Below are 24,753 nucleotides of genomic sequence, written 5' to 3'. Positions count from 1 at the left end.
ATCTTAAACTATAGTTTTTAAAGCAAGTAAAAATGCATGAATAATTTTTCTATTATCTCAGAATATAAACCGGCAGGCGATCAACCAAAAGCAATAGATGAAATTATAGCAGGGTTAAGTAGCAAAAAACGCTCACAAATGTTGCTTGGTATTACGGGATCAGGCAAAACCTTTACTATGGCAAATATTATAGAGAGAACTAATCGTCCTACTCTTATTATGGCTCATAATAAAACCTTAGCTGCCCAAATCTATTCAGAGATGAAATCGCTTTTTCCAAAGAATGCCGTTGAATACTTTGTCTCATATTATGATTATTACCAGCCCGAAGCTTATATAGCACGCACCGATACTTTTATAGAAAAAGACTCATCAATTAACGAACAAATTGATTTAATGCGTCATGCCGCTACAAGATCGCTATTAGAGCGTCGTGACGTTATAGTAGTTTCTTCCGTTTCCTGTATTTACGGCATTGGCTCTCCCGATTTATATTACCAAATGGTGGTTAATCTAGAGCCTGGTCAAAGCTACCTTCGTGATCAACTACTAAACGATTTGATAAATCTACAATATGAGCGTAACGATATCGGATTTGAGCGTGGCTGTTTTAGAGTTAAAGGCGACAACATCGATATTTTCCCCTCACATTACAGCGATAAAGCTTGGCGTTTATCGTTTTTCGGTAATGAACTCGAATATATCCATGAATTTGATCCCCTAACAGGTGAAAAACTTGCTAAGCTCGATAAAGCTATAGTTTTTGGTAATTCACATTTTGTGATGCCTCAAGAAACGGTCAATAATGCCATATCAGGTATTGAAGAAGAATTACAAAAACGCTTAGAGTTTTTAAAGTCACAAGACAAACCACTTGAAACTCAAAGGCTAAATCAACGTACTCAATATGATCTTGAAATGTTAACGGAAACCGGCAGCTGTAAAGGCATTGAAAACTACTCTCGCTTTTTCACAGGACGTAATGCCGGTGAGCCGCCTCCTACATTATTCGAATACCTACCAGAAGATGCATTATTATTTGTTGATGAAAGCCATGTATCCGTACCGCAAATTAGAGCGATGTATAACGGCGATCGAGCAAGGAAAAAAGTTTTGGTAGAGCATGGGTTTCGTCTACCCTCTGCACTTGATAACAGACCTTTAAAATTTGAAGAATGGGACAAATTTAGACCACAAACTGTGTTTGTATCTGCAACTCCAGGACCGTTCGAGTTAGAAGAAACCGGCGGCACGGTTGTAGAATTGATTATTAGACCTACTGGGCTGCTTGATCCTGAATGTATTATCAAACCCGCTACTAACCAAGTTGAGGATTTAATTAGCGAAATTCAAACCACTATCGCTCAAGGTTTTCGTGTTCTAGTCACCACCTTAACTAAAAAAATGGCAGAAGATTTAACCGCCTATTTGCAGGAGCTAAAATATAAAACTTCTTATTTACATTCTAACGTTCATACTCTCGAACGTATAGAGATTTTACGAGATTTAAGACAAGGTACTATTGATGTTTTAGTCGGTATTAATCTATTAAGGGAGGGGCTTGACATCCCTGAATGCGGCTTAGTTGCTATACTTGATGCAGACAAAGAGGGGTTTTTGCGGTCGGAAGTATCGTTAATACAAACAATAGGAAGAGCTGCAAGAAATAGCGCGGGTAGAGTTATACTTTATGCCGATAAAATGACTAAATCTATCGATAAAGCTGTTAGTGAAACGTTGCGTAGAAGGCAAATTCAGCAGGAATATAATGAAAAACACGGCATAATTCCAAAAACCATCAACCGTGCTATTCACGCTTTAGCAGAATTTGAGAAAATCGATAGTAAGCTTGATAAAAAACAAGCTCATACTTTATTTGATAATCCTGCTAAGCTAAAAACCCATATTGATAAATTAAAGAAAGAAATGCTTAAAGCCGCAAGTAATCTTGAATTTGAACAAGCCGTAAAACTTCGTGATCAGCTAAAAACTCTAGAAGAAGCGGCACTCGAGTTGAGTTAATGGTGTGCGTTGTGGATACCAAAATCGTCATCGTCATTGCGAGGCAAACCTGTAAGTTTTGACAATCTCAGGAGTTTGTTATTATTTCATGAGATTGCCACGCAGCCTATGGCTGCTCGCAATGATGATTCAGTGTCCACACGGGCAATACCATTAACAACACCTAAAACTCCTACGATGATACGGTGATAAGCCATGTATATTAATAGCTTCGATATGTTCTTTGGTACCGTAGCCGGAATTTTTGTGCCATAAATATTGGGGAAATTCAGCACTTAAGTCTAGCATCAAACGATCCCTAGTAACTTTTGCAATAATAGAAGCCGCAGCAATCGATAATGATAAATTATCACCGTTAATTATACTGACAAATCTTTCATCCTTAAACTGCATATTACCGTCAACTAACACTATTTCTGGCTCAAGGCTAAGATTTGCTACAGCAATAGAACAAGCTTTTTTAGTTGCCTCTAATATATTAATATCATCAATTTCGGTATGAGAAATAATAGCAGTTGCCCAAGCATAATTACTAGTGATTTGTTCATATAGTAATTCTCTTTTCTTTTTGGAAAGCTTTTTAGAATCTTTAATGCCCGTTATAATATTGGCGTTATCTACTATAACGGCACTTGCTACTACCGGACCTGCAAGCGGTCCTCTACCTGCTTCATCTATACCTGCTACAATACAGTTATGATATTTTTTTTCAAAATGTAATAGATCTACTTCCATAATTGTATTTTTTTAATTTTTGATATATGATAGAGCAGTTTAGAATTACAAAAAAGGAAAAGTGCAAAATTATTTTCAATTATTAGGACTTCCGCAAGAGTATAATATTAATTTAAAGATATTAGAAAAGCAATATTTTGCTATGCAGGTAAAATATCATCCCGATAAAGCAAAAACTTTGCAGGAAAAGGAACAAAATCTAATTACTGCGGCTGAATTAAATAACGCTTACTCTACTCTTAAAGATGCCTTAAAGCGTGCTGAATATATGCTGCTTTTGCAAAATATAAATTTGAATGACGAAAAAACACGTAGTTTACTTTCGCCGCTAGAATTAAGCATATTCTGGGATGAAATGGAAATAATCGAAAATACTATCTTATTTAGTGATTTAGAAAAAATAAAAGACAAATATGACTTAATGAAAAAGCTTGAAATTGATGCTTTAAAACAAGCTTTTGAAGAACAAAATCTATCAGACGCAACTATAAAAACTAGCAAGCTTAAATATATTGGGACATTGCTGCATAAACTGCAAGAAAAAATAAAATCATGCAAATAATAGAAATTAGGGAACCGGAGCAAGCTGATTTTAAGCCAGAACAGCAAATAGCAGTCGGTATCGATTTTGGCACTACTAACTCATTAATAGCTATTGCAGCTAATAGAAAAGTTAAAGTTATTAAATCTATAGATGATAAAGAATTAATCCCAACTACTATAGATTTTACAAGTAACAATTTTACTATAGGTAATAATAAAGGACTGCGTTCTATTAAAAGACTATTCGGTAAAACATTAAAAGAAATTCTAAATACTCCGGCACTTTTTTCGTTAGTTAAAGATTATCTAGATGTAAATAGTAGTGAGCTTAAGCTAAATTTTGCAAATAAACAACTGAGAGTCCCTGAAATTGCAGCAGAAATTTTTATTTACCTAAAAAATCAAGCAGAAGAACAATTAAAGACTAATCTAACTAAAGCAGTAATAACAGTACCTGCACATTTTAACGATGCAGCAAGAGGCGAAGTAATGCTTGCGGCTAAAATAGCAGGTTTTGAAGTATTAAGGCTAATTGCCGAACCTACTGCAGCTGCCTATGCTTACGGCTTAAACAAAAATCAAAAAGGCTGTTATTTAGTATATGACCTAGGCGGCGGCACTTTTGACGTATCTATTCTTAATATACAAGAAGGTATTTTTCAAGTTATAGCAACAAATGGTGATAATATGCTTGGTGGCAACGATATAGATGTAGTAATTACACAATATCTTTGCAATAAATTTGATTTACCTAATTCTATAGATACTTTACAACTTGCAAGAAAAGCAAAAGAAACTTTAACATATAAAGATAGTTTTAATAATGATAATGTATCAATTAATAAGCAAACATTAGAGCAATTAATTTTACCCTTAGTAGAACGTACTATCAATATAGCTCAAGAGTGTTTAGAACAAGCAGGAAATCCAAATATAGACGGAGTTATTTTAGTAGGGGGTGCAACCCGCACTCCTTTAATAAAAGACGAATTATATAAAGCATTTAAAATAGATATTCTATCAGATATTGATCCTGATAAAGCAGTTGTATGGGGGGCTGCATTACAAGCAGAAAATTTAATAGCACCCCATACAAATTCATTATTGATTGATGTAGCACCTTTATCGCTGGGTATGGAATTATATGGCGGTATAGTTGAAAAAATCATCATGCATAATACTCCGATTCCTATTTCAGTCGTAAAAGAATTTACGACTTATGTCGATAATCAAACCGGTATACAATTTCATATATTACAAGGTGAACGTGAAATGGCTGCCGATTGTCGCAGTTTAGCCCGATTTGAGTTAAAGGGACTTCCTCCTATGAAAGCAGGATATATTAGAGCCGAAGTTACTTTTTCTATTGACGCAGACGGTATATTATCCGTTTCTGCTTATGAGAAAATCAGCAATACATCACATGCTATAGAAGTAAAGCCAAATCACGGTATTGATAAAACGGAGATTGATATTATGTTAGAAAACGCGTATAAAAATGCTAAAATAGATTATACTACAAGATTATTACAAGAAGCAGTAATTGAAGCAGAGGCTTTTATCTTTAGCATAGAACGTGCTATAGCGGAATTAACAACTTTATTATCGGAAAGTGAGATATCTATAATTAATTCTTTATTAGATAATATAAAAGAAGCCGTACACGCTAGAGATTGGATCTTAATTAATAATTCTATTAAAGAGTTTAAATCCAAAATAAAAAAATCTATGGATACAAAGTTTAATATAATAATTAATGATTTGCTAAAAGGCAAAAATATCAATCAAATTAAATAGCCTCAGTTATATATAAAATATTATATATAATCGAACTAATTTAGATAATGAAAAATAAGAAGAATGTCAGGAAAAATAAAAGTAACATTTATTATAAATGATGGAGAAGAAAAAACAGTAGAAGCACCGATAGGGCTTTCTATTTTAGAAATTGCCCATAGTAACGATCTAGACCTTGAGGGAGCTTGTGAAGGATCACTTGCTTGTGCTACTTGTCACGTTATTTTAGAAGAAGAATTTTACAACAAATTAAAAAAACCTACGGAAGCAGAGGAAGATATGCTTGACTTAGCCTTTGGTCTTACCGATACTTCTAGATTGGGATGTCAAATTATTTTAACCGAAGAATTAGACGGCATAAAAGTAAGCCTTCCTGCTGCTACTCGTAATATAAAATTATAATGGATTAAAAAAGTGATACGTAAAATACTTCTTTTTGTGTTTTTAGCCTTTACTATAATATGGTTTGCAACTGCATATACTATAAAAAATAACGTTGTAAGTTTAATAAAGAATTCTGAATCCGATAATCTTAAAATATCTTATAATGTAGTTAAGTTTTCAGGCTATCCTTTTAATTGGAAAATTACCGTAACGGATCCTAAAGTAAAATTAATTAATCATGTAAATTCTTTAGAATTTACATGCAAAAATATTGTCCTAAATATAGCTTTTAGTACTAAAAGAGCCGCTCTTAATTTCGGTCCTTTTATTAGAGAAGTCGATAATTACGGCGACAAAACATTTACCTATGATGTACGCAGCGATGATGACATAAAAGGTATAGGCAAATTTAATAAACCTTTATATAAAATATCAAAAGATGATAATTTAAAAGAAATATTAAAATCAATTCAGTTAAATAATAAAGCATTATTGATATTTAAAGATAATCAAGAAATCTTTAAAATTAATGATTTAGCATTTCTTATAAGAAAACAGAATTTAGCAAGTGAGGAAAATATATCCTTATTTTTAAACATGAATTATTATTCAGAAAAAGATATTTTGAATTTTAAAAATGCTAATTTAGATATTGCTGCTTCTTTAAACTTTGCTGAAGACGGAGAAGATTCAGCTATTTTACAAAATTTTAATATAGAGAGATTTATTTTTACTTGTGATAATGATTCTAAAATTAATTTAAACGGTGATTTACAACTCTTTGCCAATAAATTACCGAAAGGAAAACTATATTTTGAGCTGGAAAATTATAATGCCATAGTTGATAAATTATTACCGAATAATATTATTTTTTCTAAGAAAATAATTAAAACAATTATTGCTAAAGCAATTAATAAAGCTTCCGACGTGCAATTAAATACAGAGCAAAATGATTCAAATTCAGCTTACAACAATATAACAAAAGCTAAGTTTGATATTGAGTTTTCAGACAAAGGAATAAATATCGGTGCTATTAATTTATTAGAACTAAAACTTGGTGAACATAAAGAAGACCAAAATACCACAAATAATTCAAATTAGCTTTATGAACAATTTTAAGCTAGCGACTATTATTAGCATATTTCTTATTTGCAGTAATATTTATGCTGCTCCAAAAGTCATTAAAATCGGTACCGGCTCTATTTTAAAAGGATATTATGCTATTGGACTTGATTTATGCAAGACTATTACAAATGACGATAAAAATAATGAACATATTAAATGCGAAGTTGTTGCAACAAACGGTAGTATAGAAAATTTAAAATTATTACAACAAGGCAAAATTGATTTAGCCCTAGTGCAAGCTAATATTGCAGTAGAAGCATATGAGGGCATAGGTTATTATCACGATCAAGAAAAAATGCAAAATTTACGTCAGGTGCTTAATCTACATGATGAGTTTTTTACGGTTATTGTAAAAGATGAGGATAAAATAAAAGGTTTTGCTGATATTGACGGAAAAAAAATAACTAACGGTCCAGCATTTTCCAGTAGTCATATTACTTATGATGTCGTACGTTCTTTATATAAATTTGCTAAGGAACCTGAAGAGCTACACATTAATTATGAAGATTCTAGTGATCAATTCTGTAATAAGGAAATAGATGCTATAATAATGATGGTTGGACATTCTAACCCCTTAGTAAATTTAATAGCTAATAAGTGTGAAATTGATTTCATTTCTATTGACAATGATAAAATAACGGAATTAATAAAACAAAATAGAGCTTTTCATAAAGCCATACTTCATAAGGGCTTATATCCAGGGATTACCGATAATCACACTACAGTAAAAGTATCGGCAATCCTAGTAACTAGAGATGAGGCAAATCGTGATATTTTAGATAAATTTATCGGAGCTTTTCATAGAAACGTAGCAAATTTTAAACTTTCTAACTACTTATTAAATAACCTGGACATTAACTATTTCGCCGATACTAAAAATTTTGTCCTACCAAAACATGATTCAGTAAGAAACAAAAACTAACAATATCTTATGTCTGAAAATACTATATTTAAAAATATACTGATACCTATAGATTTAAATGATAAAAAATCTATAAAAGGTATTCTTTCTAAGGCTTTAATGCTTGCGACGAACTTTCAAGCAAAATTACATTTTATGTATGTAATTCCTGAATTCGGTACGAAAATGTTTGAAGATTATTTACCCAAACATTGGAGAACAGAGAAAAAAGAAAAGTATAAAGCTCAAATTAAAGAGCTTATCAAACAATATATTCCCAATGAAATTGAAACAGATTATTATATAGGTAGCGGTGCCGTTTATGATGAAATAATTAAGCACTCTAATGAAATTAAAGCCGATTTAATCATAATCTCTGCAGTCAGACTACAATTAAAAGATTATATGCTTGGACCTAATGCTTCTAAAATCGTCCGTCATTCAGATATATCAGTGTTAGTAGTAAGAGACGAGTAATAAGTATTATTTACGACTCTTGTGAGTGCATTGCTAGCGTGGGTCCATAATCGTCATTGCGAGCAGCCATAGGCTGCGTGGTAATCCACAAAAAATAAAAAAAATGCTATAAATTAGCATTTTTTACTGGATTGCTTCGTCAAAACTTACAGTTTTTTCTTGCAATGACGATTTTGGCGGTTATAACTTCACTTTCAACTTCACAAAGCCTTGATAGCTTTGATATTTCTTTTGTAAATGACAGTGATATTCAAGTAATACGCTTACATTATCTTTTTCAGTTAAAACGCTAGCACCGATATTATAAGCGACTTTAGGTTGCTTCGGTAATGCGATAGTTTCATTAACTTCTCTATCTTTCCATTTTACTTTAGCATTAAGTTTTTTACTATTATCATTAAGTAATGTTCTACAGATGCTTGAAGTGCAGGCATAACACTGAAACCTTCAGCTATTTTCTGCGGTGCTAAAGAGCTCTACCTTACCGCCTAAAATACCGCTCTATAAATGCTACTTTTAGAACCAATACTCAAATGCTGAATACCTACAACATCACTTTTTTGATATGTATTGTCTTTAGAGTGGCCGTATCTTATACCAAGATTTGGAGTAAGAGTAATATCACCATTCATAAGATGATTATAATTTAATAAAGTTTCAAAGTTATAATTATTATCCTTATATTTACCGGTTGCAATAGTACCTAAACGGTTGATTTACTTTTTACTATATTATGATTGTAAGCAAACATAGCTTGTATCATAAAGTTTTTCGGTAATTCTTTTTGTCCGTATAAAGTTACGATATGGCTATCGATATTAGTATTTGCCCTGCTACCGTTAGATTTAAACTTTGAATCCAATTTAGTATAAGCAATACCGACTAAATCTTTGTAGTTATCAGAACCAATATCAAAACCTATAGTACCACCCGCAGCATGACCTTTATAACCGGCAAAACCTTTTTGCGTATTAGTACCGTAAGTACCTGCAATCCAAAGGCTTTTATCTAACACTTTTTCATCTTCATCACCCGCAGCAACCACAGCACTAGAGAACATTCTATGCGATATAATATTACAGCTCATTTGAGTGATATCATGAATCAGATTATATATTGCTCCAATCATTTCTTCGTCTTGTTTTACTGCATTTTGCATTTCTACAACTTCAGCAGCTTCAACTCTTACAGCTTCAGCAATGCTTGCTTCTGCGGCTTCCTTTATAGAAGCAACTACTTTTGCCTCCTCTTCTTGTCTAGCGTCCTCTTGCTTCGAGTTTTCAAGGCTAACTTCAGAATCCTTAGATTCTGATTTATTTGTACTACTAGATACTTATACTTTTGTTCGCTCCTGTATTATATTATAATCATCATTTTCATAATCTTCTTCAATGTTAAAATCATCATCTTTATCATCAAAGCCTTCAATATTGCCTTCTACAGGAACAATCCTCTCTACAGTATGTGGAGCTTCTTCCACCGGAGGCGGAACTACCCCTACATCTTCCATATTAATAACTACCGGTGCCGGTGCTAATGGAGCTGCAACTGCAGGAACAGCTATTACCTCTCCTGCATCCTCTTCAGGATCTGCCGGTAAAACCAACGGTGCAACAGGAACCACAAAAGCAACAGCAGAAGCTACTACAACTACTCCACCATAGCTTATGTCTCCATTGGCTACTGCTTGTGCTGCTGCTGACTCAGGATGTCTTGTAGCAACTTCTGCTTCATTTACAGCTGTCGCTTCTATAATTGCTGCTAACCTAGAATTATTCGCTTTAAGTTGCCGCATTAATCCTGCATCTTGATTCATTCTAATACATAAATTTCTTGTTTCCTGATCTATACCACTTGCTACTTCTCTTTTAGGACCTATGAACTCAATATTGGTTCCTTCTTGTATAGCTTGAGCTAATTGATGTATATTACCATCAAGTGCATCTGCATTTTTATTTGTATATTTCTCAAAAACTTCTTCTACAATTAATGCTTTTAGTTTTTCCTTTCCTTGAGTCTTTATTGCTAACTCTCTTTTGAAATCCGTGTCAACTGAAGCTGCTATAGCTTGAACAACGGTTTCGTATTTTTGCCCCTATTTTAGAAGTAGGAGCAATATAAGCTAATGCCACTGCAACCACAGCATTTTTTTTAGGAAAAAGATTTACGATAGGCTTTAGACTGTTCCTCTTTCTGACTAAACCGTCCATACCAAGCCCATTATATCCTATCCTCGTAGGTAGAGTGGCAGGTCCACCTGCTACCACTATTACTGGTGCAATAACAGGGGTATTAGCAGCTTTACTCCTTTTAATACTGCTTCTATTTTCTCATCACTTATTTATATTAAGAAATTTTACAATTGCCTCTTTTAAGAAATCTTTAGTATTAGGTATTAAAGCTTTCATTTTTGCATTAAAATTATTTTGTACGGCGTCTGTTATATTTTTCTCTGTAATGGTTTTAGAAACTTTAGATAAACCAGCTGCATTATCGGCTAAAACTTTTCTTAGTAATCTAGCGTTAGTATCAACTGCCGTTTCATAAATTCTTGATAATGTTGCCGGTACAGCTTTATTTTGTAAAAATGTTAGCCTCTATCTATATTACTTTCCACTGTTAAATTAACAATATTGTTATTAATCCAATTATTTATTTGAGTATTTACTTTGTTTGCTTTAGGAGTAAGGGCTATATTATCGCGTACTTCTCCTTTATTAGGAGCTAGATCTAGTACATCGGAAAATTTTATCTCTATTTCATTATTTAAAGAATTTGCTCTTAAAACATTTTCATTTTTAGCAATATAATCTATTCTTGATATAATGGTTTTTTTATCTTGTAGTTCATCTTTTATTTTTATTTCAGTACTTCTTGCCGTAATATGATTTTGTAAGTCCAGCGGTAATTTATCAAAAGTATAGTTTAACGGTCTATTGCATTATGTTCTTCTTCATTAAATAACTCTTTAAAAAATTCCTTGTTGGCTATTTTATTTAAAGTTAAAGCTTGCCTTGAAATTTGCTTTATTACATCATCATCTTTTAGTCTATTCCAAATAATTCTCAGCTTTTATCATTAATTGTGCTTTATAAGGCTTTGCTTCTGAAAATAATGCTAAAGACTCAAGTGAACTTCCTTTCTTCTAAAGTTAAAAGTGTTTTGATAGTAATCCCTAAATCTCTTTCTGCACCTAATCTAATGTTCTTACTTCTAGCTTTCCGGGATTTCCATTATTTTTAGCTAAATACATCTCATTATGCAATATTCTGTCTAAAGTATTCGGAGCTACAAGAACTTCTGCAACTGCTCTGCCTACAACCGGTGCCGGTGCAGCTATTCTTCCTCTTAATACAACATCTTCTTTTGCCTTTAGATTTATAACCTGCTAATTTTAGTTCATCATCACCTATGGCATCTAGATTTGCTATATCCCTAGCTATTGCAAGTCTTATACCTACACCTGCCGGAGGAGGAGCTGCTACTCCACCCGGTAGAGGCAGAGGAGGCGGTACTACTCCTGCCATTGCTTGAGGTGCTATATTACAAGACCTACTAGACCCTCATTATCTATTCTTATTTCACCTAAAGTCTTTTTTAGGACAAGTGCCAGATCACTCATTGTTAAAGCATCGAAATTATTTATCAATGCCTGCATTTTCTTACCATCCAAATCTTTAGTTATTAAACCGGCATCTTTTAAAATCTTGTTATAACTTTTTAGACCTTGCTCATCAACTACCTTATCGTTTTCATTCACTATCTTAATTTTACCGTTATCAATATATGCTTCTTTTAATTTAGCCATCTGCTCTCAATAATTAACTACTATTGCAGGATCAGCTAACTTCATTACGGATTGTCTTATGGGAATACTAGATTGTTTAGACTCAAGCTCAACTAAGTTTTGATTAACATAGTTTTTAAATTGATCTAATAATTTATGTTTTGCTTCCGGAGTAGCTACGCTTTTAAACTTATTTCAAAGGGCTGTTTCCTGATTCAGAGTATTTAGCATTAATATCGATTCTTCTTACAGATTATTTACAACTTTTAAATCGTCATTCGCATCTACACCGCCTGTCATAGCTATATATTTTAACTGCTCCAAAGGTGTATTTAAATTTTCTATGTTATAAAATGTATAGCCTTTTTAATTTTATCGTTAATACTGACAGCATTTGCCCCTTCAGCTTTAGCAAGGATTTCCAATACTTGAAGTCTATTTTCTAGAGCCATCTCTTGCTCGTTACGTCCTGTTTTTACTGCTGTATTACCTGTTAAATCAACAACTTCAACACCGGCTTCACGTACTTCTCTGCTTGCTCTAGCACCGTTAAGTACAGGAGCAACTGCTTGCAGTCTAGTGACTTCTATTATTGCGTTATTGAATAATCTTCTTTCCCCCGGCATAAGATGGTCAACAAGGTCACCAAAATCTGTACGGTCCTGAATTCCTTTTATAACATTAAGCTTTTGAGCAGGAGTTAATATTTGGTAGTCAGCAGTATGGTTCAATATATCATAGATTTCTATATCTGCTCTTGCTTCCCCGGTCACAGCGGTAAGGATTGCAGCATTAGCACAGTTAAGTAAGAATAATTTTGTAAGTTTAGAATTTATAGATTTAATATTTTTTCCATAATCTCTAATTCCTCTTTAATAAATCTTATTACTTAAAATATTAATACTTTTTTGTTATTAAAGATAATGATACATAAAAAATATTATGTCAAAAATTTATATTGATTAGTTATAAAATAGGATAGTAACGTGGATTTTATATGATATTTTAGTATTTATAGGAAATGTTATTTTGTTAACGTTTAGTTAATTTATTAAAATCTCGTAGAACATTATACTTCTATAAATGCAAGCTATATTATTAAAATTTTCATTATTTTTAAAATGCTTTATAATGATTGTTATATCACATGATGTCATTCCCGCATGAATACCCAAGTCGTCATTGCAAGCGAACGTTAGTGAGCGTGGCAATCTCAGGAATTGTTCCAATATTGCTTAGTCGACACTTGCAGTTTTTCCTCGCAATGACGCAAAAATCGTTCCACGCAACCGCGCTTTCTTGCCTACACGGGAATGACATTAAACTATAAGGTATATTACTTTGTCTCTCAAAACCAAATTACTTTTTATTACAATCAGCGGCATTATAATATTATATTTTGCTATTCCTCCTGCACCTTTACTTAAAGACATAAGTTTCTCACAAAGAGTATTTGACCGAAACGGCGAGTTAATGCGTATTTCGCTTTCTAAAGACGATAAATATAGGATATTCACTCCTATACTTGAAATACCGGCAAGTTTTATAGAAACAGTACTATTATATGAAGACAAGCATTTTTATGCGCATTTTGGTGTTAACCCTGTTTCTTTAGCCAAAGCTTTTTCTACTTATTTACAGAATAATCGTAAAATAGGCGGCTCTACTATAACAATGCAAGTAGCACGTTTAAGATATGGAATAAACTCTTCTACTATTCTTGGTAAAATCCATCAAATCATTAAAGCTATTCATGTAGAGCTACATTATTCAAAAGATGAAATCCTAGAAGCTTATCTAAATCTAGTGCCTTACGGTAGTAATATTGAAGGGATAGCAGCCGGCATTTATATTTACTTCAATCGTGACCTAAAAGATTTAAATTTGATCGATATTCTAAGCCTTGCAGTAATCCCACAAAATCCGCTTAAAAGAGGTGGGAATGATATTAATATTTTTAAAGCACGTAAATATCTATTTACCGAGTGGCTCACGATTCACCCACAAGATATTATTTATAATAAGTTAATTAGTTTGCCGGTTAAATTTAATCAAAATAAAAAGCTTCCTTTTATTGCACCGCATTTTACTTTAGACATACTAGCAAATAATGATAGCCCTATTATACGCACTACTATAGATAAAAATCTGCAAGCTGCTATAGAACAACAAGTTCGGCTATATATTAATGATCGGAAAAAATATGGCATTAATAATGCCTCCGTAATTCTTATTGATTTTACTACTATGGAAGTGTTTGCAAGTATTGGCTCCGGAGAGTTTTTTAATAACGATATTTGTGGACAGATTAACGGCACTAAAAGCCATAGATCTCCAGGCTCAGCTTCAAAACCGTTTGTCTATGCACTTAGTTTTGATCAATCACTAATACATCCGTTAACTTTACTAAAGGATACACCTACTTACTATGATTATTATAAACCGGAAAATTTTGATAGTAGGTTTGCAGGCGGTTTAAGTGCTAGAGAATCATTAATAAAGAGCCGTAACGTACCTGTAATATTTCTAGCGTCTAAGTTAAAAAACCCGAATTTTTATGAGTTCTTACAACAAGCAAAAATTAGCGGCTTACGAAAACCTGAAAATTACGGTTTATCTATAGTGCTCGGCACAGCAGAAATTACTCTTGAAAAGTTAATTACTCTTTATGCTATGCTTGCTAATTTCGGTACTTATAAACCGCTTAGAAAAGTATTGGATTCTACTATGTCATTCCTGCAACAGCAGGAAGCCATAAAAAATTACCTAAATGTTGGAACAAAAATTTCATATGATTTACTGGATTCCCGCTTTCGCGGGAATAACACAGGAGAGGACAAGGATGACACAGACACCGTACTACTTCCCCCGAGACAAGCTATTTAACACTTGATATCATAAAAGATACGACTCGTCCTATTACCTATAATAATACAAGGCATAACTTACCGATTTATTGGAAAACAGGTACTTCCAGCTCATTTAGAGATGCACTTAGCGTCGGCATATTCGGGAAATACGTACTTGCTGTTTGGGTTGGGGATTTCAAAGGGCAAACTCACGGAACATTTACGGGTAATATTGCTGCAGCCCCTTTATTCTTTAATATTATCGAATCCATAGCTAGACCAAATAAAGATGAGGATTTAATCCTTTCAAAAATTAATGCACTAAATATTACTAAAGTAAAAGTTTGTGCAGATACGGAAGATATCGATAACGATATGTGTCCGGTTAAAGCAGAAACCTTATTCATTCAAGGCAAATCACCGATAAAACAATCCGGTATTTATAGAAAAATGTTGATAGATTTAAAAACCGGTATGCCTGCTTGTAACTTTATTAAAGGACAAACAGAATATAAAACAGTAAATTTATGGCCAACAGATATGCTTGCGGTTTATCAAAAAGCAGGAATACATATATTACCAAAACCGATACCTACAAACCATTGCAATAGGTTGACAAATTGGCATCATCAAAAACCTAAAATTATATACCCGTTAAAAAATTCCGTACATTCAATTAAAAATAGTGATAACATTACTTTTAGTGCGATTAGCGATAATAAAACCAACAACATTTTTTGGTTTGTGGAAAATGAATTAATAGCAACCGCGAAACCAAACTAAGCAGTAATATGGAAAGCAAAAACCGGTGAATTTATTATTAGAGCTATCAGCGATAGCGGCGAAAGCGACAGTATAAAAATTTATATTAAAGAATAGATTAGCGGTTATATATGAAATTTAAAATTCCCACAGAAATTGAGATTAAACCTTTCACAGAAGAAGAAACTGCTCTTGATTCTTTAAAAGCAAATATTCTCAATGCATTGACTGCAGTGAATTATTCACTAATACCAGCAGGAAAAACACCAGAAGCTACAGAGTAGTAATAGGGTTACCTTATAGCGGAAAAAAACACATTTTTAAATGCTCTTGCGCACAACCTTAAGATTAACGGTGAAGAATTTACATTTGATAAATTATTTGATTTTGAAACAACGCCGGAAATTCAGCATAAATATGAACCGGCTATATATGATCCCAAAAAATTTGAAATTGCAGAAAAAGTATTTTGGGCATGCTCTAACGGAGTACCCGATACAGTGCAAGAGTTAATCAATATATTTTTCATTCAAAAGCTAGTTCAAATGACCGATAAATTAAAATTTATCATAGTAGCAAAAAAAGAGACCGTAAAATCCCCTAGTATCTTTAACAGGATTATAGAAGACTTTAAAAATATTTTTCCTACAGAAGAACACAAAAAATTAAAAGGAAATGTTATATGCGTAATAACACAACATAATGAAAATAATCATGAAAACATTATACCGATGTACAAAATAGCATTGCTATTAACAAGGATATATTAGAATTCTCTGATATAAAATTTTTCTATAAACCTACTTCTCAAAATGGGGTAATAAACCTCTCTCTAGAACTAAAACACCTAGAAGAGCAAAAAGGAGTACAAAATTTAGAGATAAAGCAGCTAAATTCATTGTTAAAGGAACAAGACAGTCTGATAGAAAATTTACATACACAAATACAGATAAATGTAGAATGTATAATTAATACTATCCAATCAATTTTTGAAGACTTTAATGTATATACACCTCTTAACTACTCAAAATTTTTTAACTATAAGGGTTATATTAAACCATATTTACCAAGTTCTCCAATACAATACCGGCTATAGAAAAAAGTCTTTCTTGTTTTGAGGGATTAGCACAATTATCAGAATTTCAAGCTATCATATTAAACAAACAAGCTAATAACCTTATAGGGATAATATTGCAAATTTTAGACTCTATTGAGAAATTCACAGACAATAAACCGGTTATTCAAGCTTACCGATATGTATTAAACCTACAAATTAAAGAATTATCATTATTTGAAGAAATGTTATCTACAACATGGTCTCAATCCAATGATTGCTATAGTTCCTTAATTGAAATATGATTCATACAAAATCACTATCTATCTTCTATAAAAAATATAGAACCTAAACACGATCAACCAGTGCAATATTATAAAAAAGCCATAGAGTGTAAATAAGTACTCGGACAAAGCAGAAGTGACTCAAACTATAGCTAGGCTGCTACTCTAAAATAGGCGATATATTGAGCGAAGCAGAAGATTATAATAAAGCTTTAGCTCATTATAATGCAGCTCTAACATGTAATGAAGAACTTAAAGAAATGTACAATAAAATCGACGATATGCTATTTAACTTAGGACGTGAAGACCCAGCTATCATATTTTATAGAAAGAATAATCAATTAGACTCTATATTAAAATGTTATGACAGTCTTATAAATAAGGCTGCAAAGCCTATAAAATATGATTTATATATGGCCTAAGGAAACGAACTTTGCTTTCAAAAACAACAGGAAACAGATGCTGCAGAATCATATTTTAAAGCAGCTGGTGTTGTACGTGATCCTCAAAAACAACGAGATGCAATGCTTATGGCATACAATATTCTTAGGAAACCCAAATAATAACGCAATTCAACAAACAGATATTTCAGAACAACAACAAAGCGAGGGATATCTTAATTGTATAATCGGCGATATTATTGATCTGTGACCTTTCACTGGTATTAAGCGGCTTATTATGCCTCTCTGTCATCCCGTGATTTATTCACGGAATCCAGTAAAACATATAAAAATAAATTTTTATATGTTTACTTTGTTAAACATGTATTGTAGGTAACAATATTGAAGTTATTTTTTCTGGACCCCATGGTCAGGCCACGGGGTGACAGTGAAAAACCCATGAACGCTCACCTTGATCTATCTATCTCAGTAAATCATTTATTCTTACTTTAGCTCTAGTAGTTTTATCGACTTGTTTTACGATAACTACGCAATAAAGTCCAGGCTTACCGGCTTCCTTAGCAGGTAATACTCCTGGAACTACAACGGAATAAGCCGGAATTCTGCCGTAAATAATTTCACCTGTATCTCTGTATACTATTTTTGTAGAGCTACCGATAAACACCCCCATACTAATTACTGCTCCTTCCTCTACTATTACACCTTCTGCTATTTCCGATCTTGCACCGATAAAACAATTATCTTCAATGATAACAGGCTTTGCGTGCAACGGCTCAAGCACCCCACCTATTCCCGTGCCGCCTGAAATATGACAATTCTTGCCGATTTGAGCACATGAGCCGATAGTAGCCCATGTATCAATCATTGTTCCCTCATCTATATAAGCACCTATATTAATGAAAGAAGGCATAATTACAACATTTTTAGCTATATAAGTACCGGTTCTAACAATAGCTCCGGGCACTGTGCGTATAGCTGCTTCTTTGAATGTATTTTTATCAGTATCTGCAGAAAATTTAGGAGCAACTTTGTCATACCAACTATTATAATTGTTATTATAAAGTTGTGATTCCGTAGTGATAAAATATAGCAATATAGCTTTCTTTACCCATTCATTAACGTGCCAACTATTTTCTTTCTTTTCACAAACACGAATCGTACCTTGATTTAAGCTTTCTATACTATCATTAAGAGTTTGCTTTAATGTTATAAGCTTTGAAGAATCTTGAAGAAGTTTGTCCTTAATTTGCCAAGCTTCTTCAACTTCTTTAATAAGAGAGGACATATCTTTTAACTGTTTTATTGCCAAAAATAATAAATGAGATTATCATGAAAGTCAAATATAATAATTATAATTAACTATGCATATTACTTGCCCAAATTGCCAAACAAGATTTATTGTTACAAGCAATCAAATAGGTATTAACGGACGACGAGTAAAATGTTCCAAATGTAGCCATTTGTGGTATCAGAAATTAGACTATAATACTAGTACATTAAATGATTTTAAAGATAAAGTAAACACGGGAACTATTAAAACTCCTATTAAAAATCATTACAATGCTAATGTGCCAGTTATTTTACCGTATATTCCTCCTAAGAAAAAATATAATATATTTCCAATATTATGGACTAGCTTTATAATTTTTTGTTTAGTGATATTACTAATAGATAGCTTTAAATTCTTAGGTAAATATGATCAATTAAAGATAGAAGAAATTAATTTAGGCAAATCTCGTCATATAGGCGGTATGAAGATATTTTATAAATTATCTAATGAGTCTGATTATTTAATTTCCGATCCTATAATCAAAGTAAGAGTAATGGATACTCATAATCAAGCTTTAGATGAATATGTATCAATTACAAAACTACAAACAAAAATCCCTGCAAAACAAGCAATATATCTAGAAATGAATATTGAAGGGATCCCTATTACAGCAAAATATATTGATATTGTTATAGGTAATAGATTAGGACTTTTATTTAAGTGAGGATGTTGTTGCATAGACCGACAAAATCTACTGTCATCCCGTGGTTTAATCACGTGATCCATCAAAACAATTAAAACACTATTGAGTATTGTACGAATGTTGCTGTTGACCTGAGTATAAAGGCCATTGATGTCATGCCCACGTAGGCGGAATCCAGGAAAACATATAAAAACAAGTTTTTATATGTTGATTTTTATTAAATATGTAACCTATATTAAGGTTGTCTTGTCCCTACCTTTGCAGGAATGACATAGGGGCTATGCAACAACATCACTTAAAAATAAAAATACCCATAAGCCGAAGCTTATGGGTATTACTAAAGATATAATAATTTTTTTGTGTATTAGGAAACACCACAATTTGAGCTATTAGTATCACTTGATACCATATTAACAATATCTGGAGCTTTAAATAATATAATGATTGCAGTAACTATCACTAAAGCTACTTCCCACTGCAATTTTCCTCTTAATGTTTGAATTCCCAGAACAATTATACCGACAACAGCTATACCTTTTGCAGTATTGCCTCTGAATACTTTAATTAACTTACATAATGCCTCACCTACAGGATCACCGACACTACTACCTAAGCTATCAAAAGCTACCATAATAATAGCCACGCTTAGAATAGTAAAGAATATGCGTAATGATAGATTATAATCGATTAATTCTTCGTTTAATTTACGAATAGGAAAGTTCATATGTTTTACCTCAATAAAATAATTAGCATTTAAAAAATAATGTATAATTTATTTATATATAAATCAACTCCTAAATATATGTAATTTTAATTAATATGCCAAAATATTTTAAAAACACTTATTTTAAGTAACATTATAATCACATATAGTATAATTTAACTTCCAAATATATAAACAAACGTAAATAAAAATAACCAAACCACATCTACAAAATGCCAGTACCATGCAGCACATTCAAACCCTAAATGTCCATTACCTTCTGTAGTAAAATCTCCTCTTTTTGCTCTAAAGTAGCAAATTATTAGAAATATAGTACCTATAATTACATGAGCTCCATGAAAACCCGTGGCTAAATAAAAATTAGAAGCATATATACCATCTGTAAATTTAAACGCCGCATGGTAATATTCATATGCCTGCATAGTTGTAAAAAATATTCCAAGCAATATGGTAAGAGCAAGTGCAGTTACACAATCTTTTTGATTTTTTTCTTCTAAGGCGTAGTGAGCCCAAGTAACGGTAGTGCCTGATAAGAGTAGTATTAAAGTATTGATAAAAGGAATATCAAACGGCTCAAAAGTTTTAATTGTAGGTGGAGGCCAAATGCCCTGCTTTACAACCCATACACCGTCTAAAAGACCTACGGGTGATAGACTTGATTTAAAAAAAGAAGCAAAAAATACACCAAAAAATACTATTTCCGTTAAGATAAATAACGCCATACCTATTTGCAAACCTTTTCTAACAGGACTAGTATGCTGATGTTCGACTATTCCTTCTTTCACTATATCTCTCCACCAAGAATATAAACAGTAACCTACTGAAATAACCCCTGCAGATAAAATATATATATTAAATTTGTAGCCATGCATGAACGAGACGCCGCCTATAACCAAAAGAAGTAAAGCAAAAGATGTTAGGACGGGCCAAGGGCTTGGGTCTACTATATGGAATAAGTGCGATTTAGTAATAGAATATGAATTATTTAAAATTATCTTTTGACTCATATTGTTACATATTGTTATTTTATATTTCCTAATTATCACCAATAACAAACTACAAAAGTAATCTGCTATTCGCATGAGTGAAAATAAATATAAATTATTATTGATGTAAAAGCAAATGCGAGAAGGAGATTATATAGAAAATATACCCCCAACTCAGAATTACATTATTTATTATCAATGACAACTAAAATCTCTTGACTCTTTATATTATTTAACATATATAGACCACTAATAATGTTTAAACTCCATTGTTGTAAAACCAATCTGTCAAAACTTAATATTAAGTTATGCCAGGAGTCTATTATTATCAGTGAGTAAAATCATGAAGTATAATGGAGGTTGTTGTCTTACAGCAACGGATCTTAACCCCTGGCCCCTTTATTTATTAATTCTAAAAAATACAAATGCAAAAAATAAAGAACAAATTTAAAAAAAGTTTTTCTTTTCATCACCATTTCTAATAATATTACTAATGTTTTTTTATTATCTTCTTAATATCTTAGAAGTAAAATATTTCTAGATTTTTTAACTAATTAAGTTGTTAACTCTAAATTTTCTTACTTAAAATTATAGAGATACGACAAATTATCTTCACTATTTTACTAGTTATTTCTGCAAATATTGCTTCAGTACTATCATTCATTATAGCAATATTTTTATGTTCAATTTCATCAAGTCGAAATTTAATAATATTATTTAATAATTCTGGCTCAACATTTTTATTTTCTAAATAATTTATTTGCTGTTCATAATGTTTTTCTATTACTTCTTCTACACTCTCGGTAATAAGCATCGCCGTTTTGATTCCCATCAAGGAAGATAAAGCACCAAGTAAAAATCCGTAATGATGCCAAAAAAATAATAAAAACGTGGGTCTCACTTCTTTTTCCAGTAATTTTTTTTCAAAATAATTTAAATGCACTTCTTCGTGGTCAAGCATTTCTTTAATCAATATATGATCATTTTGAGATTTAATATGTTTTAGCTGTCCTTGATAAATTCTTTTTGCACCATATTCTCCGGCATGATTAACTCTAATTATCTCGTGAATTTGTTTGTCAGGGTCAGAAAAATCAGGTCTAGGCATAATGTATACTCGTTTAATTTGAAAAATTGGCTACGTCATCTTATAAGAGCTAAGGTGCTCACGTATTAAGTATACGCCCCGCTCCTCGCCGTATAGTCTTCCTTGCTCTTTGCCAAATTACACTTCGTCTACTCTTCATTTACTTTGGAGTATACTTTGGAATAAATCGAAACTAGCAGGATTTAACTTATAATCCACTTCTGCCTGTTGTAGCACTTTTAAAGTCTTTAGACATTCAGTGAGGCTAAGACCGTTTGCTATCTTCGTAAAATCATTAATATACTGATAGAAAATCGGTGGTGATAATGATTTTATTGCGAGTTCCAAACGCTCACCGTTTTTTACTTTCGACAAAACTATATATAAATTTAAATAATGCCTTATTAATGCTCTAATAATTAAAACTTCATTGATATTTTGTTTTTTTAATATATCAAGCTCTTGCAGAAAATTACTATAATCTTTTTTTGAAAAATACATTGCTAAATCACTGCCGTTTGCCGTAATTTCGCTACTTATAACTTCTAGAACGTCGTTTAAAGTAATTTCGCGTGCGTCGTGAACAAAATATATTAATTTATTTATTTCGCTACAAATTAAATCATGATCACCTTTTAAATGAGCTTTTAAATAAGTAATAGCTTCTTTACTTATAACTTTATTAGTTTTTTCTACTTTACCTAAAATAATTCGTTCAATTTTTGCTTCATCATCATGATAACAAGCAACTGCTGCTAAATATTCTTCCGTTTCAAAAAACTTTCTAATGCTCCCACTAGAAGTCATTTCTTCACCTATAAATACAGGAAAATTTATATAATCACTGTTTAGAATTGTTTTTAAATTCTGATCTATTGAATTCCCAACCGATCTAATTTTAATTAATTCTTTTTGACCAAAAAAATTAGACGAATTAAGTAATATTTCTAAAGATGAAATATTAAGATCTGCGTATTCTATAGAAGTTTGTAGCATATTTAAGCTTTTTACTAAATGCTTACAAATTTTTTCTATATAACCTTTATCAGGACCATATAGTAAAAGAGCTCTAATCTTTCCGGATGTTATTAGTTCAAATAACCTACCTATTTGTGAAAAATAAAATTTCATAACTTAACTATTTCCGTGTAAAATATAAAATTAATCTGCTACGAATTTCTTCTGCTGCTTGATATGCCAAGTCTATTCCTGTTTTATCTCTTTCAACATTTGTCGCATATGGTGTAAAAATAGCATTATATGACATGTTTTGGTAAAACTTCTCTTCAATTAAAACCTTTTGGCTTTCTATATCAATTAATTTATATCTAACTAATTGATTAATATATTCCCTTAAAACATTGGAGTTTTTTTCAATAGTAGCAGGCATAGTTGTTGCGATAAGCTTTACTTTAAGCAGGTATTTTGCTTGTGCTTTCTGAGGTAAAATACTAGTTAAACGATGATAAAACTCAGCCCCTTCAATTGTTCGAATTGGTTCAACTTCAATAGCTTCTAAATCATTATTTCTACTGTATTTTTCACTATATACCGGTTTTAAATTACAACTGCTCGTTAGAAAGAATATAATTATTACAAATAAAGAACGCATATATTAAATTAAGATTGGTTTTTTATATTAATAACAGTTTATTTCGATTTTGTGAAAGAAAATTATAATAATGAGCATTTATTAATATTTATAATAATATGTTAATTGATGTTGACATTAATAAGTGAGGCTTGTATGCTGCCATTTCAAAATTTTTAAGGTATTAGATGTTATTAAATAAACTTGTTCTAAGTATTCCAATACACATACACACAGCATGGATAAAAATAAGAGCATATTTTCTAGAAACAGTAACTTTAACAAAATATAGCTTAACAGAAAATATTGAAACGCTCAAAGTAAGTACAGATGAAGCTAAAACTGTAAAGATTACACAAGAGGATTTAAAAAAATCTTTTGAGTTATATGAAGAAAAATTGATAATATTAGCACAAAAACTATCATTACAAACATCAATTAGTGATGATGCTTATAACCTTCAAACAAAGTATTACCCATTGATAGGAGAAGATGGAAATATCGATTATATCCCTATCACCGAATTATAATCTTTTAAGCTTTAAATTTAATCGCTAAGTTTTACATACTTACCGTTTTTTATTAAAGAAACTCTCTATATCTTCCTTGCAAATCTCATACTCTATGTTAAATTTACAAGGAAGATGCTTGTCCGATAATTTACAAAATTTTTATACAAGCTCCATTATTGTATGCTTATTGTTTCCGATTATAGACATATCATCTCTAAATATTTTATCTTCTGCCCAACCATGCCATGGTTCTATATTAAGCCGGTCTATAATATCTCGTTCACAATTTTGCAATATTTCTAATATTTCTTTACTAGTATTATAATATGATGGAGTAAGACCTGAAGCATCTTTGATCATTACTAAATAAGGATTTTTTGCTAATAAAGTTTTGATCATCTCTTTGTTAGCAATTCCTGTAACTGCTGAATGTAACACTGTTGAATCGTTATAGGTTATCTCTGTTACGTATTTAGCTAATTCTAATATTTTTTCAACTAATGTTTGTTCTTTATCCTCAACCGCATCATGTAAGATATACTTATTATTTTTATCAAATAGAAATGTAGTGCAGCTTCATCATTCTTGTCTATTAATGCTTTGAATTTTCTTAAGAAGCTTCTTTTTTAGAAACATCCCTCTCTATATCATCATCTGAACGTGGTGATGTTAGTGAATCCTGAGTATTAGAGTTATTACTATTTTCTGTAAAAAACTTAAAAAAAGATGTTTTTTGTTTTATCTACTGTAGGTATTGGT

General features: G+C 31.7%; 30 protein-coding genes and 1 pseudogene. 17 read left to right on the top strand and 14 right to left on the bottom strand.

Features of this window, described 5'->3' with window-relative positions:
- Positions 1-36: 36 nt before the first annotated feature.
- Positions 37-2,022: an excinuclease ABC subunit UvrB gene (gene uvrB, locus RSA_RS01335; RefSeq protein ID WP_014364472.1), complete on the top strand. Its 1,986-nt coding sequence runs from the start codon at positions 37-39 to the stop codon at positions 2,020-2,022.
- Positions 2,023-2,175: 153 nt separating this feature from the next.
- Here uvrB and RSA_RS01330 read toward each other — a convergent pair whose 3' ends face one another.
- A complete protein-coding gene (locus RSA_RS01330) occupies positions 2,176-2,757 on the bottom strand; it encodes a ribonuclease HII (protein ID WP_012150481.1) in 582 nt (193 codons plus the stop codon).
- A 61-nt stretch (positions 2,758-2,818) separates the two neighbouring features.
- On the opposite strand from RSA_RS01330, the gene hscB reads away from it, so the two are divergent.
- The 6 genes from hscB to RSA_RS01300 all read left to right on the top strand — a co-directional run bounded on the left by hscB (position 2,819) and on the right by RSA_RS01300 (position 7,984).
- Positions 2,819-3,319, top strand: coding sequence for a Fe-S protein assembly co-chaperone HscB (gene hscB / locus RSA_RS01325; protein WP_014364471.1), 501 nt, complete (start codon positions 2,819-2,821; stop codon positions 3,317-3,319).
- Positions 3,310-5,097 (top strand): Fe-S protein assembly chaperone HscA, encoded by a 1,788-nt coding sequence (gene hscA, locus RSA_RS01320; RefSeq protein ID WP_014364470.1) that lies wholly within the window; start codon positions 3,310-3,312, stop codon positions 5,095-5,097. The genes hscB and hscA overlap by 10 nt, the downstream gene beginning before the upstream one ends.
- A 63-nt stretch (positions 5,098-5,160) precedes the next feature.
- Positions 5,161-5,499, top strand: a complete 339-nt coding sequence (locus tag RSA_RS01315; protein ID WP_014364469.1) for a ferredoxin family 2Fe-2S iron-sulfur cluster binding protein — start codon at positions 5,161-5,163, stop codon at positions 5,497-5,499.
- Positions 5,500-5,511: 12 nt separating this feature from the next.
- Entirely contained in the window at positions 5,512-6,582 is a 1,071-nt protein-coding gene (locus RSA_RS01310) for an RP198 family tick cell line-upregulated protein (RefSeq protein WP_014364468.1), read from the top strand.
- Positions 6,583-6,586: 4 nt separating this feature from the next.
- A complete protein-coding gene (locus tag RSA_RS01305) occupies positions 6,587-7,528 on the top strand; it encodes a TAXI family TRAP transporter solute-binding subunit (protein WP_012262256.1) in 942 nt (313 codons plus the stop codon).
- 9 nt (positions 7,529-7,537) lie between these two features.
- Entirely contained in the window at positions 7,538-7,984 is a 447-nt protein-coding gene (locus RSA_RS01300) for a universal stress protein (protein ID WP_014364467.1), read from the top strand.
- A gap of 488 nt (positions 7,985-8,472) precedes the next feature.
- Here RSA_RS01300 and RSA_RS09920 read toward each other — a convergent pair whose 3' ends face one another.
- The 3 genes from RSA_RS09920 to RSA_RS09240 all read right to left on the bottom strand — a co-directional run bounded on the left by RSA_RS09920 (position 8,473) and on the right by RSA_RS09240 (position 9,800).
- Entirely contained in the window at positions 8,473-8,616 is a 144-nt protein-coding gene (locus RSA_RS09920; protein WP_014364466.1) for a hypothetical protein, read from the bottom strand.
- A 71-nt stretch (positions 8,617-8,687) separates the two neighbouring features.
- A complete protein-coding gene (locus tag RSA_RS09915) occupies positions 8,688-9,143 on the bottom strand; it encodes an autotransporter outer membrane beta-barrel domain-containing protein (protein ID WP_014364465.1) in 456 nt (151 codons plus the stop codon).
- Positions 9,144-9,317: 174 nt separating this feature from the next.
- The gene (locus RSA_RS09240) at positions 9,318-9,800 is read right to left on the bottom strand and encodes a hypothetical protein (protein WP_014364464.1); all 483 of its coding nucleotides are present in this window, start codon (positions 9,798-9,800) and stop codon (positions 9,318-9,320) included.
- Between the two features lie 428 nt (positions 9,801-10,228).
- On the opposite strand from RSA_RS09240, the gene RSA_RS01285 reads away from it, so the two are divergent.
- Both RSA_RS01285 and RSA_RS08260 read left to right on the top strand, forming a co-directional pair.
- Complete coding sequence (locus RSA_RS01285) at positions 10,229-10,531, top strand: hypothetical protein (RefSeq protein ID WP_014364463.1); 303 nt, start codon at positions 10,229-10,231, stop codon at positions 10,529-10,531.
- Positions 10,532-10,653: 122 nt separating this feature from the next.
- Positions 10,654-10,794, top strand: coding sequence for a hypothetical protein (locus tag RSA_RS08260; RefSeq protein WP_155114804.1), 141 nt, complete (start codon positions 10,654-10,656; stop codon positions 10,792-10,794).
- Between the two features lie 447 nt (positions 10,795-11,241).
- Here RSA_RS08260 and RSA_RS01280 read toward each other — a convergent pair whose 3' ends face one another.
- From RSA_RS01280 to RSA_RS01270, 3 genes are all read right to left on the bottom strand, one after another.
- On the bottom strand, positions 11,242-11,511 hold the full coding sequence (locus RSA_RS01280) for a hypothetical protein (RefSeq protein ID WP_014364462.1): 270 nt from the start codon (positions 11,509-11,511) through the stop codon (positions 11,242-11,244).
- A gap of 11 nt (positions 11,512-11,522) precedes the next feature.
- Complete coding sequence (locus RSA_RS01275; protein ID WP_014364461.1) at positions 11,523-11,792, bottom strand: hypothetical protein; 270 nt, start codon at positions 11,790-11,792, stop codon at positions 11,523-11,525.
- 320 nt (positions 11,793-12,112) lie between these two features.
- Positions 12,113-12,544: a hypothetical protein gene (locus RSA_RS01270; protein ID WP_014364460.1), complete on the bottom strand. Its 432-nt coding sequence runs from the start codon at positions 12,542-12,544 to the stop codon at positions 12,113-12,115.
- A 568-nt stretch (positions 12,545-13,112) separates the two neighbouring features.
- On the opposite strand from RSA_RS01270, the pseudogene pbpC reads away from it, so the two are divergent.
- The 6 genes and pseudogenes from pbpC (at position 13,113) to RSA_RS09235 (ending at position 17,371) form a co-directional block, all read left to right on the top strand.
- Positions 13,113-15,499 (top strand): annotated as a pseudogene (pbpC, locus tag RSA_RS01265) (penicillin-binding protein 1C).
- A gap of 14 nt (positions 15,500-15,513) precedes the next feature.
- Complete coding sequence (locus RSA_RS08780; RefSeq protein WP_014364458.1) at positions 15,514-15,666, top strand: hypothetical protein; 153 nt, start codon at positions 15,514-15,516, stop codon at positions 15,664-15,666.
- Between the two features lie 216 nt (positions 15,667-15,882).
- Positions 15,883-16,152 (top strand): hypothetical protein, encoded by a 270-nt coding sequence (locus tag RSA_RS01260; RefSeq protein ID WP_014364457.1) that lies wholly within the window; start codon positions 15,883-15,885, stop codon positions 16,150-16,152.
- Between the two features lie 421 nt (positions 16,153-16,573).
- Entirely contained in the window at positions 16,574-16,741 is a 168-nt protein-coding gene (locus tag RSA_RS08775; RefSeq protein WP_196792866.1) for a hypothetical protein, read from the top strand.
- Between the two features lie 161 nt (positions 16,742-16,902).
- Positions 16,903-17,142, top strand: coding sequence for a hypothetical protein (locus tag RSA_RS08770; RefSeq protein WP_014364456.1), 240 nt, complete (start codon positions 16,903-16,905; stop codon positions 17,140-17,142).
- 76 nt (positions 17,143-17,218) lie between these two features.
- Positions 17,219-17,371 carry a hypothetical protein gene (locus RSA_RS09235; RefSeq protein WP_231284243.1) on the top strand — a complete coding sequence of 51 codons (153 nt, stop codon included), beginning with the start codon at positions 17,219-17,221 and terminating at the stop codon, positions 17,369-17,371.
- Between the two features lie 210 nt (positions 17,372-17,581).
- Here RSA_RS09235 and dapD read toward each other — a convergent pair whose 3' ends face one another.
- Positions 17,582-18,406: a 2,3,4,5-tetrahydropyridine-2,6-dicarboxylate N-succinyltransferase gene (gene dapD / locus RSA_RS01245; protein WP_014364454.1), complete on the bottom strand. Its 825-nt coding sequence runs from the start codon at positions 18,404-18,406 to the stop codon at positions 17,582-17,584.
- Positions 18,407-18,482: 76 nt separating this feature from the next.
- Between dapD and RSA_RS01240 the strand changes: the two genes are divergently transcribed.
- Positions 18,483-19,115 carry an MJ0042-type zinc finger domain-containing protein gene (locus tag RSA_RS01240; RefSeq protein WP_014364453.1) on the top strand — a complete coding sequence of 211 codons (633 nt, stop codon included), beginning with the start codon at positions 18,483-18,485 and terminating at the stop codon, positions 19,113-19,115.
- Between the two features lie 343 nt (positions 19,116-19,458).
- Here RSA_RS01240 and RSA_RS01235 read toward each other — a convergent pair whose 3' ends face one another.
- The 5 genes from RSA_RS01235 to RSA_RS01215 form a co-directional block, all read right to left on the bottom strand.
- A complete protein-coding gene (locus RSA_RS01235; protein WP_014364452.1) occupies positions 19,459-19,818 on the bottom strand; it encodes a TrbC/VirB2 family protein in 360 nt (119 codons plus the stop codon).
- A gap of 155 nt (positions 19,819-19,973) precedes the next feature.
- Complete coding sequence (locus RSA_RS01230) at positions 19,974-20,825, bottom strand: cytochrome c oxidase subunit 3 (RefSeq protein ID WP_041472320.1); 852 nt, start codon at positions 20,823-20,825, stop codon at positions 19,974-19,976.
- Between the two features lie 547 nt (positions 20,826-21,372).
- Positions 21,373-21,912, bottom strand: coding sequence for a demethoxyubiquinone hydroxylase family protein (locus RSA_RS01225; RefSeq protein WP_014364450.1), 540 nt, complete (start codon positions 21,910-21,912; stop codon positions 21,373-21,375).
- 135 nt (positions 21,913-22,047) lie between these two features.
- Positions 22,048-23,022 (bottom strand): DNA polymerase III subunit delta, encoded by a 975-nt coding sequence (gene holA, locus RSA_RS01220; protein WP_012736533.1) that lies wholly within the window; start codon positions 23,020-23,022, stop codon positions 22,048-22,050.
- A gap of 7 nt (positions 23,023-23,029) precedes the next feature.
- Positions 23,030-23,503: a hypothetical protein gene (locus tag RSA_RS01215; RefSeq protein WP_012150456.1), complete on the bottom strand. Its 474-nt coding sequence runs from the start codon at positions 23,501-23,503 to the stop codon at positions 23,030-23,032.
- Between the two features lie 167 nt (positions 23,504-23,670).
- On the opposite strand from RSA_RS01215, the gene RSA_RS01210 reads away from it, so the two are divergent.
- A complete protein-coding gene (locus RSA_RS01210; RefSeq protein ID WP_014364449.1) occupies positions 23,671-24,012 on the top strand; it encodes a hypothetical protein in 342 nt (113 codons plus the stop codon).
- A 141-nt stretch (positions 24,013-24,153) separates the two neighbouring features.
- On the opposite strand, the gene RSA_RS01205 is transcribed toward RSA_RS01210, so the two are convergent.
- Positions 24,154-24,432 carry a hypothetical protein gene (locus RSA_RS01205; RefSeq protein WP_014364448.1) on the bottom strand — a complete coding sequence of 93 codons (279 nt, stop codon included), beginning with the start codon at positions 24,430-24,432 and terminating at the stop codon, positions 24,154-24,156.
- Positions 24,433-24,753: the final 321 nt, after the last annotated feature.

This window comes from Rickettsia philipii str. 364D, from assembly GCF_000283995.1.
Classification (GTDB): domain Bacteria; phylum Pseudomonadota; class Alphaproteobacteria; order Rickettsiales; family Rickettsiaceae; genus Rickettsia; species Rickettsia rickettsii.
The sequence above is the reverse complement of the archived record's forward strand: the minus strand, read 5'-3'. Positions and strand labels throughout refer to the sequence as shown.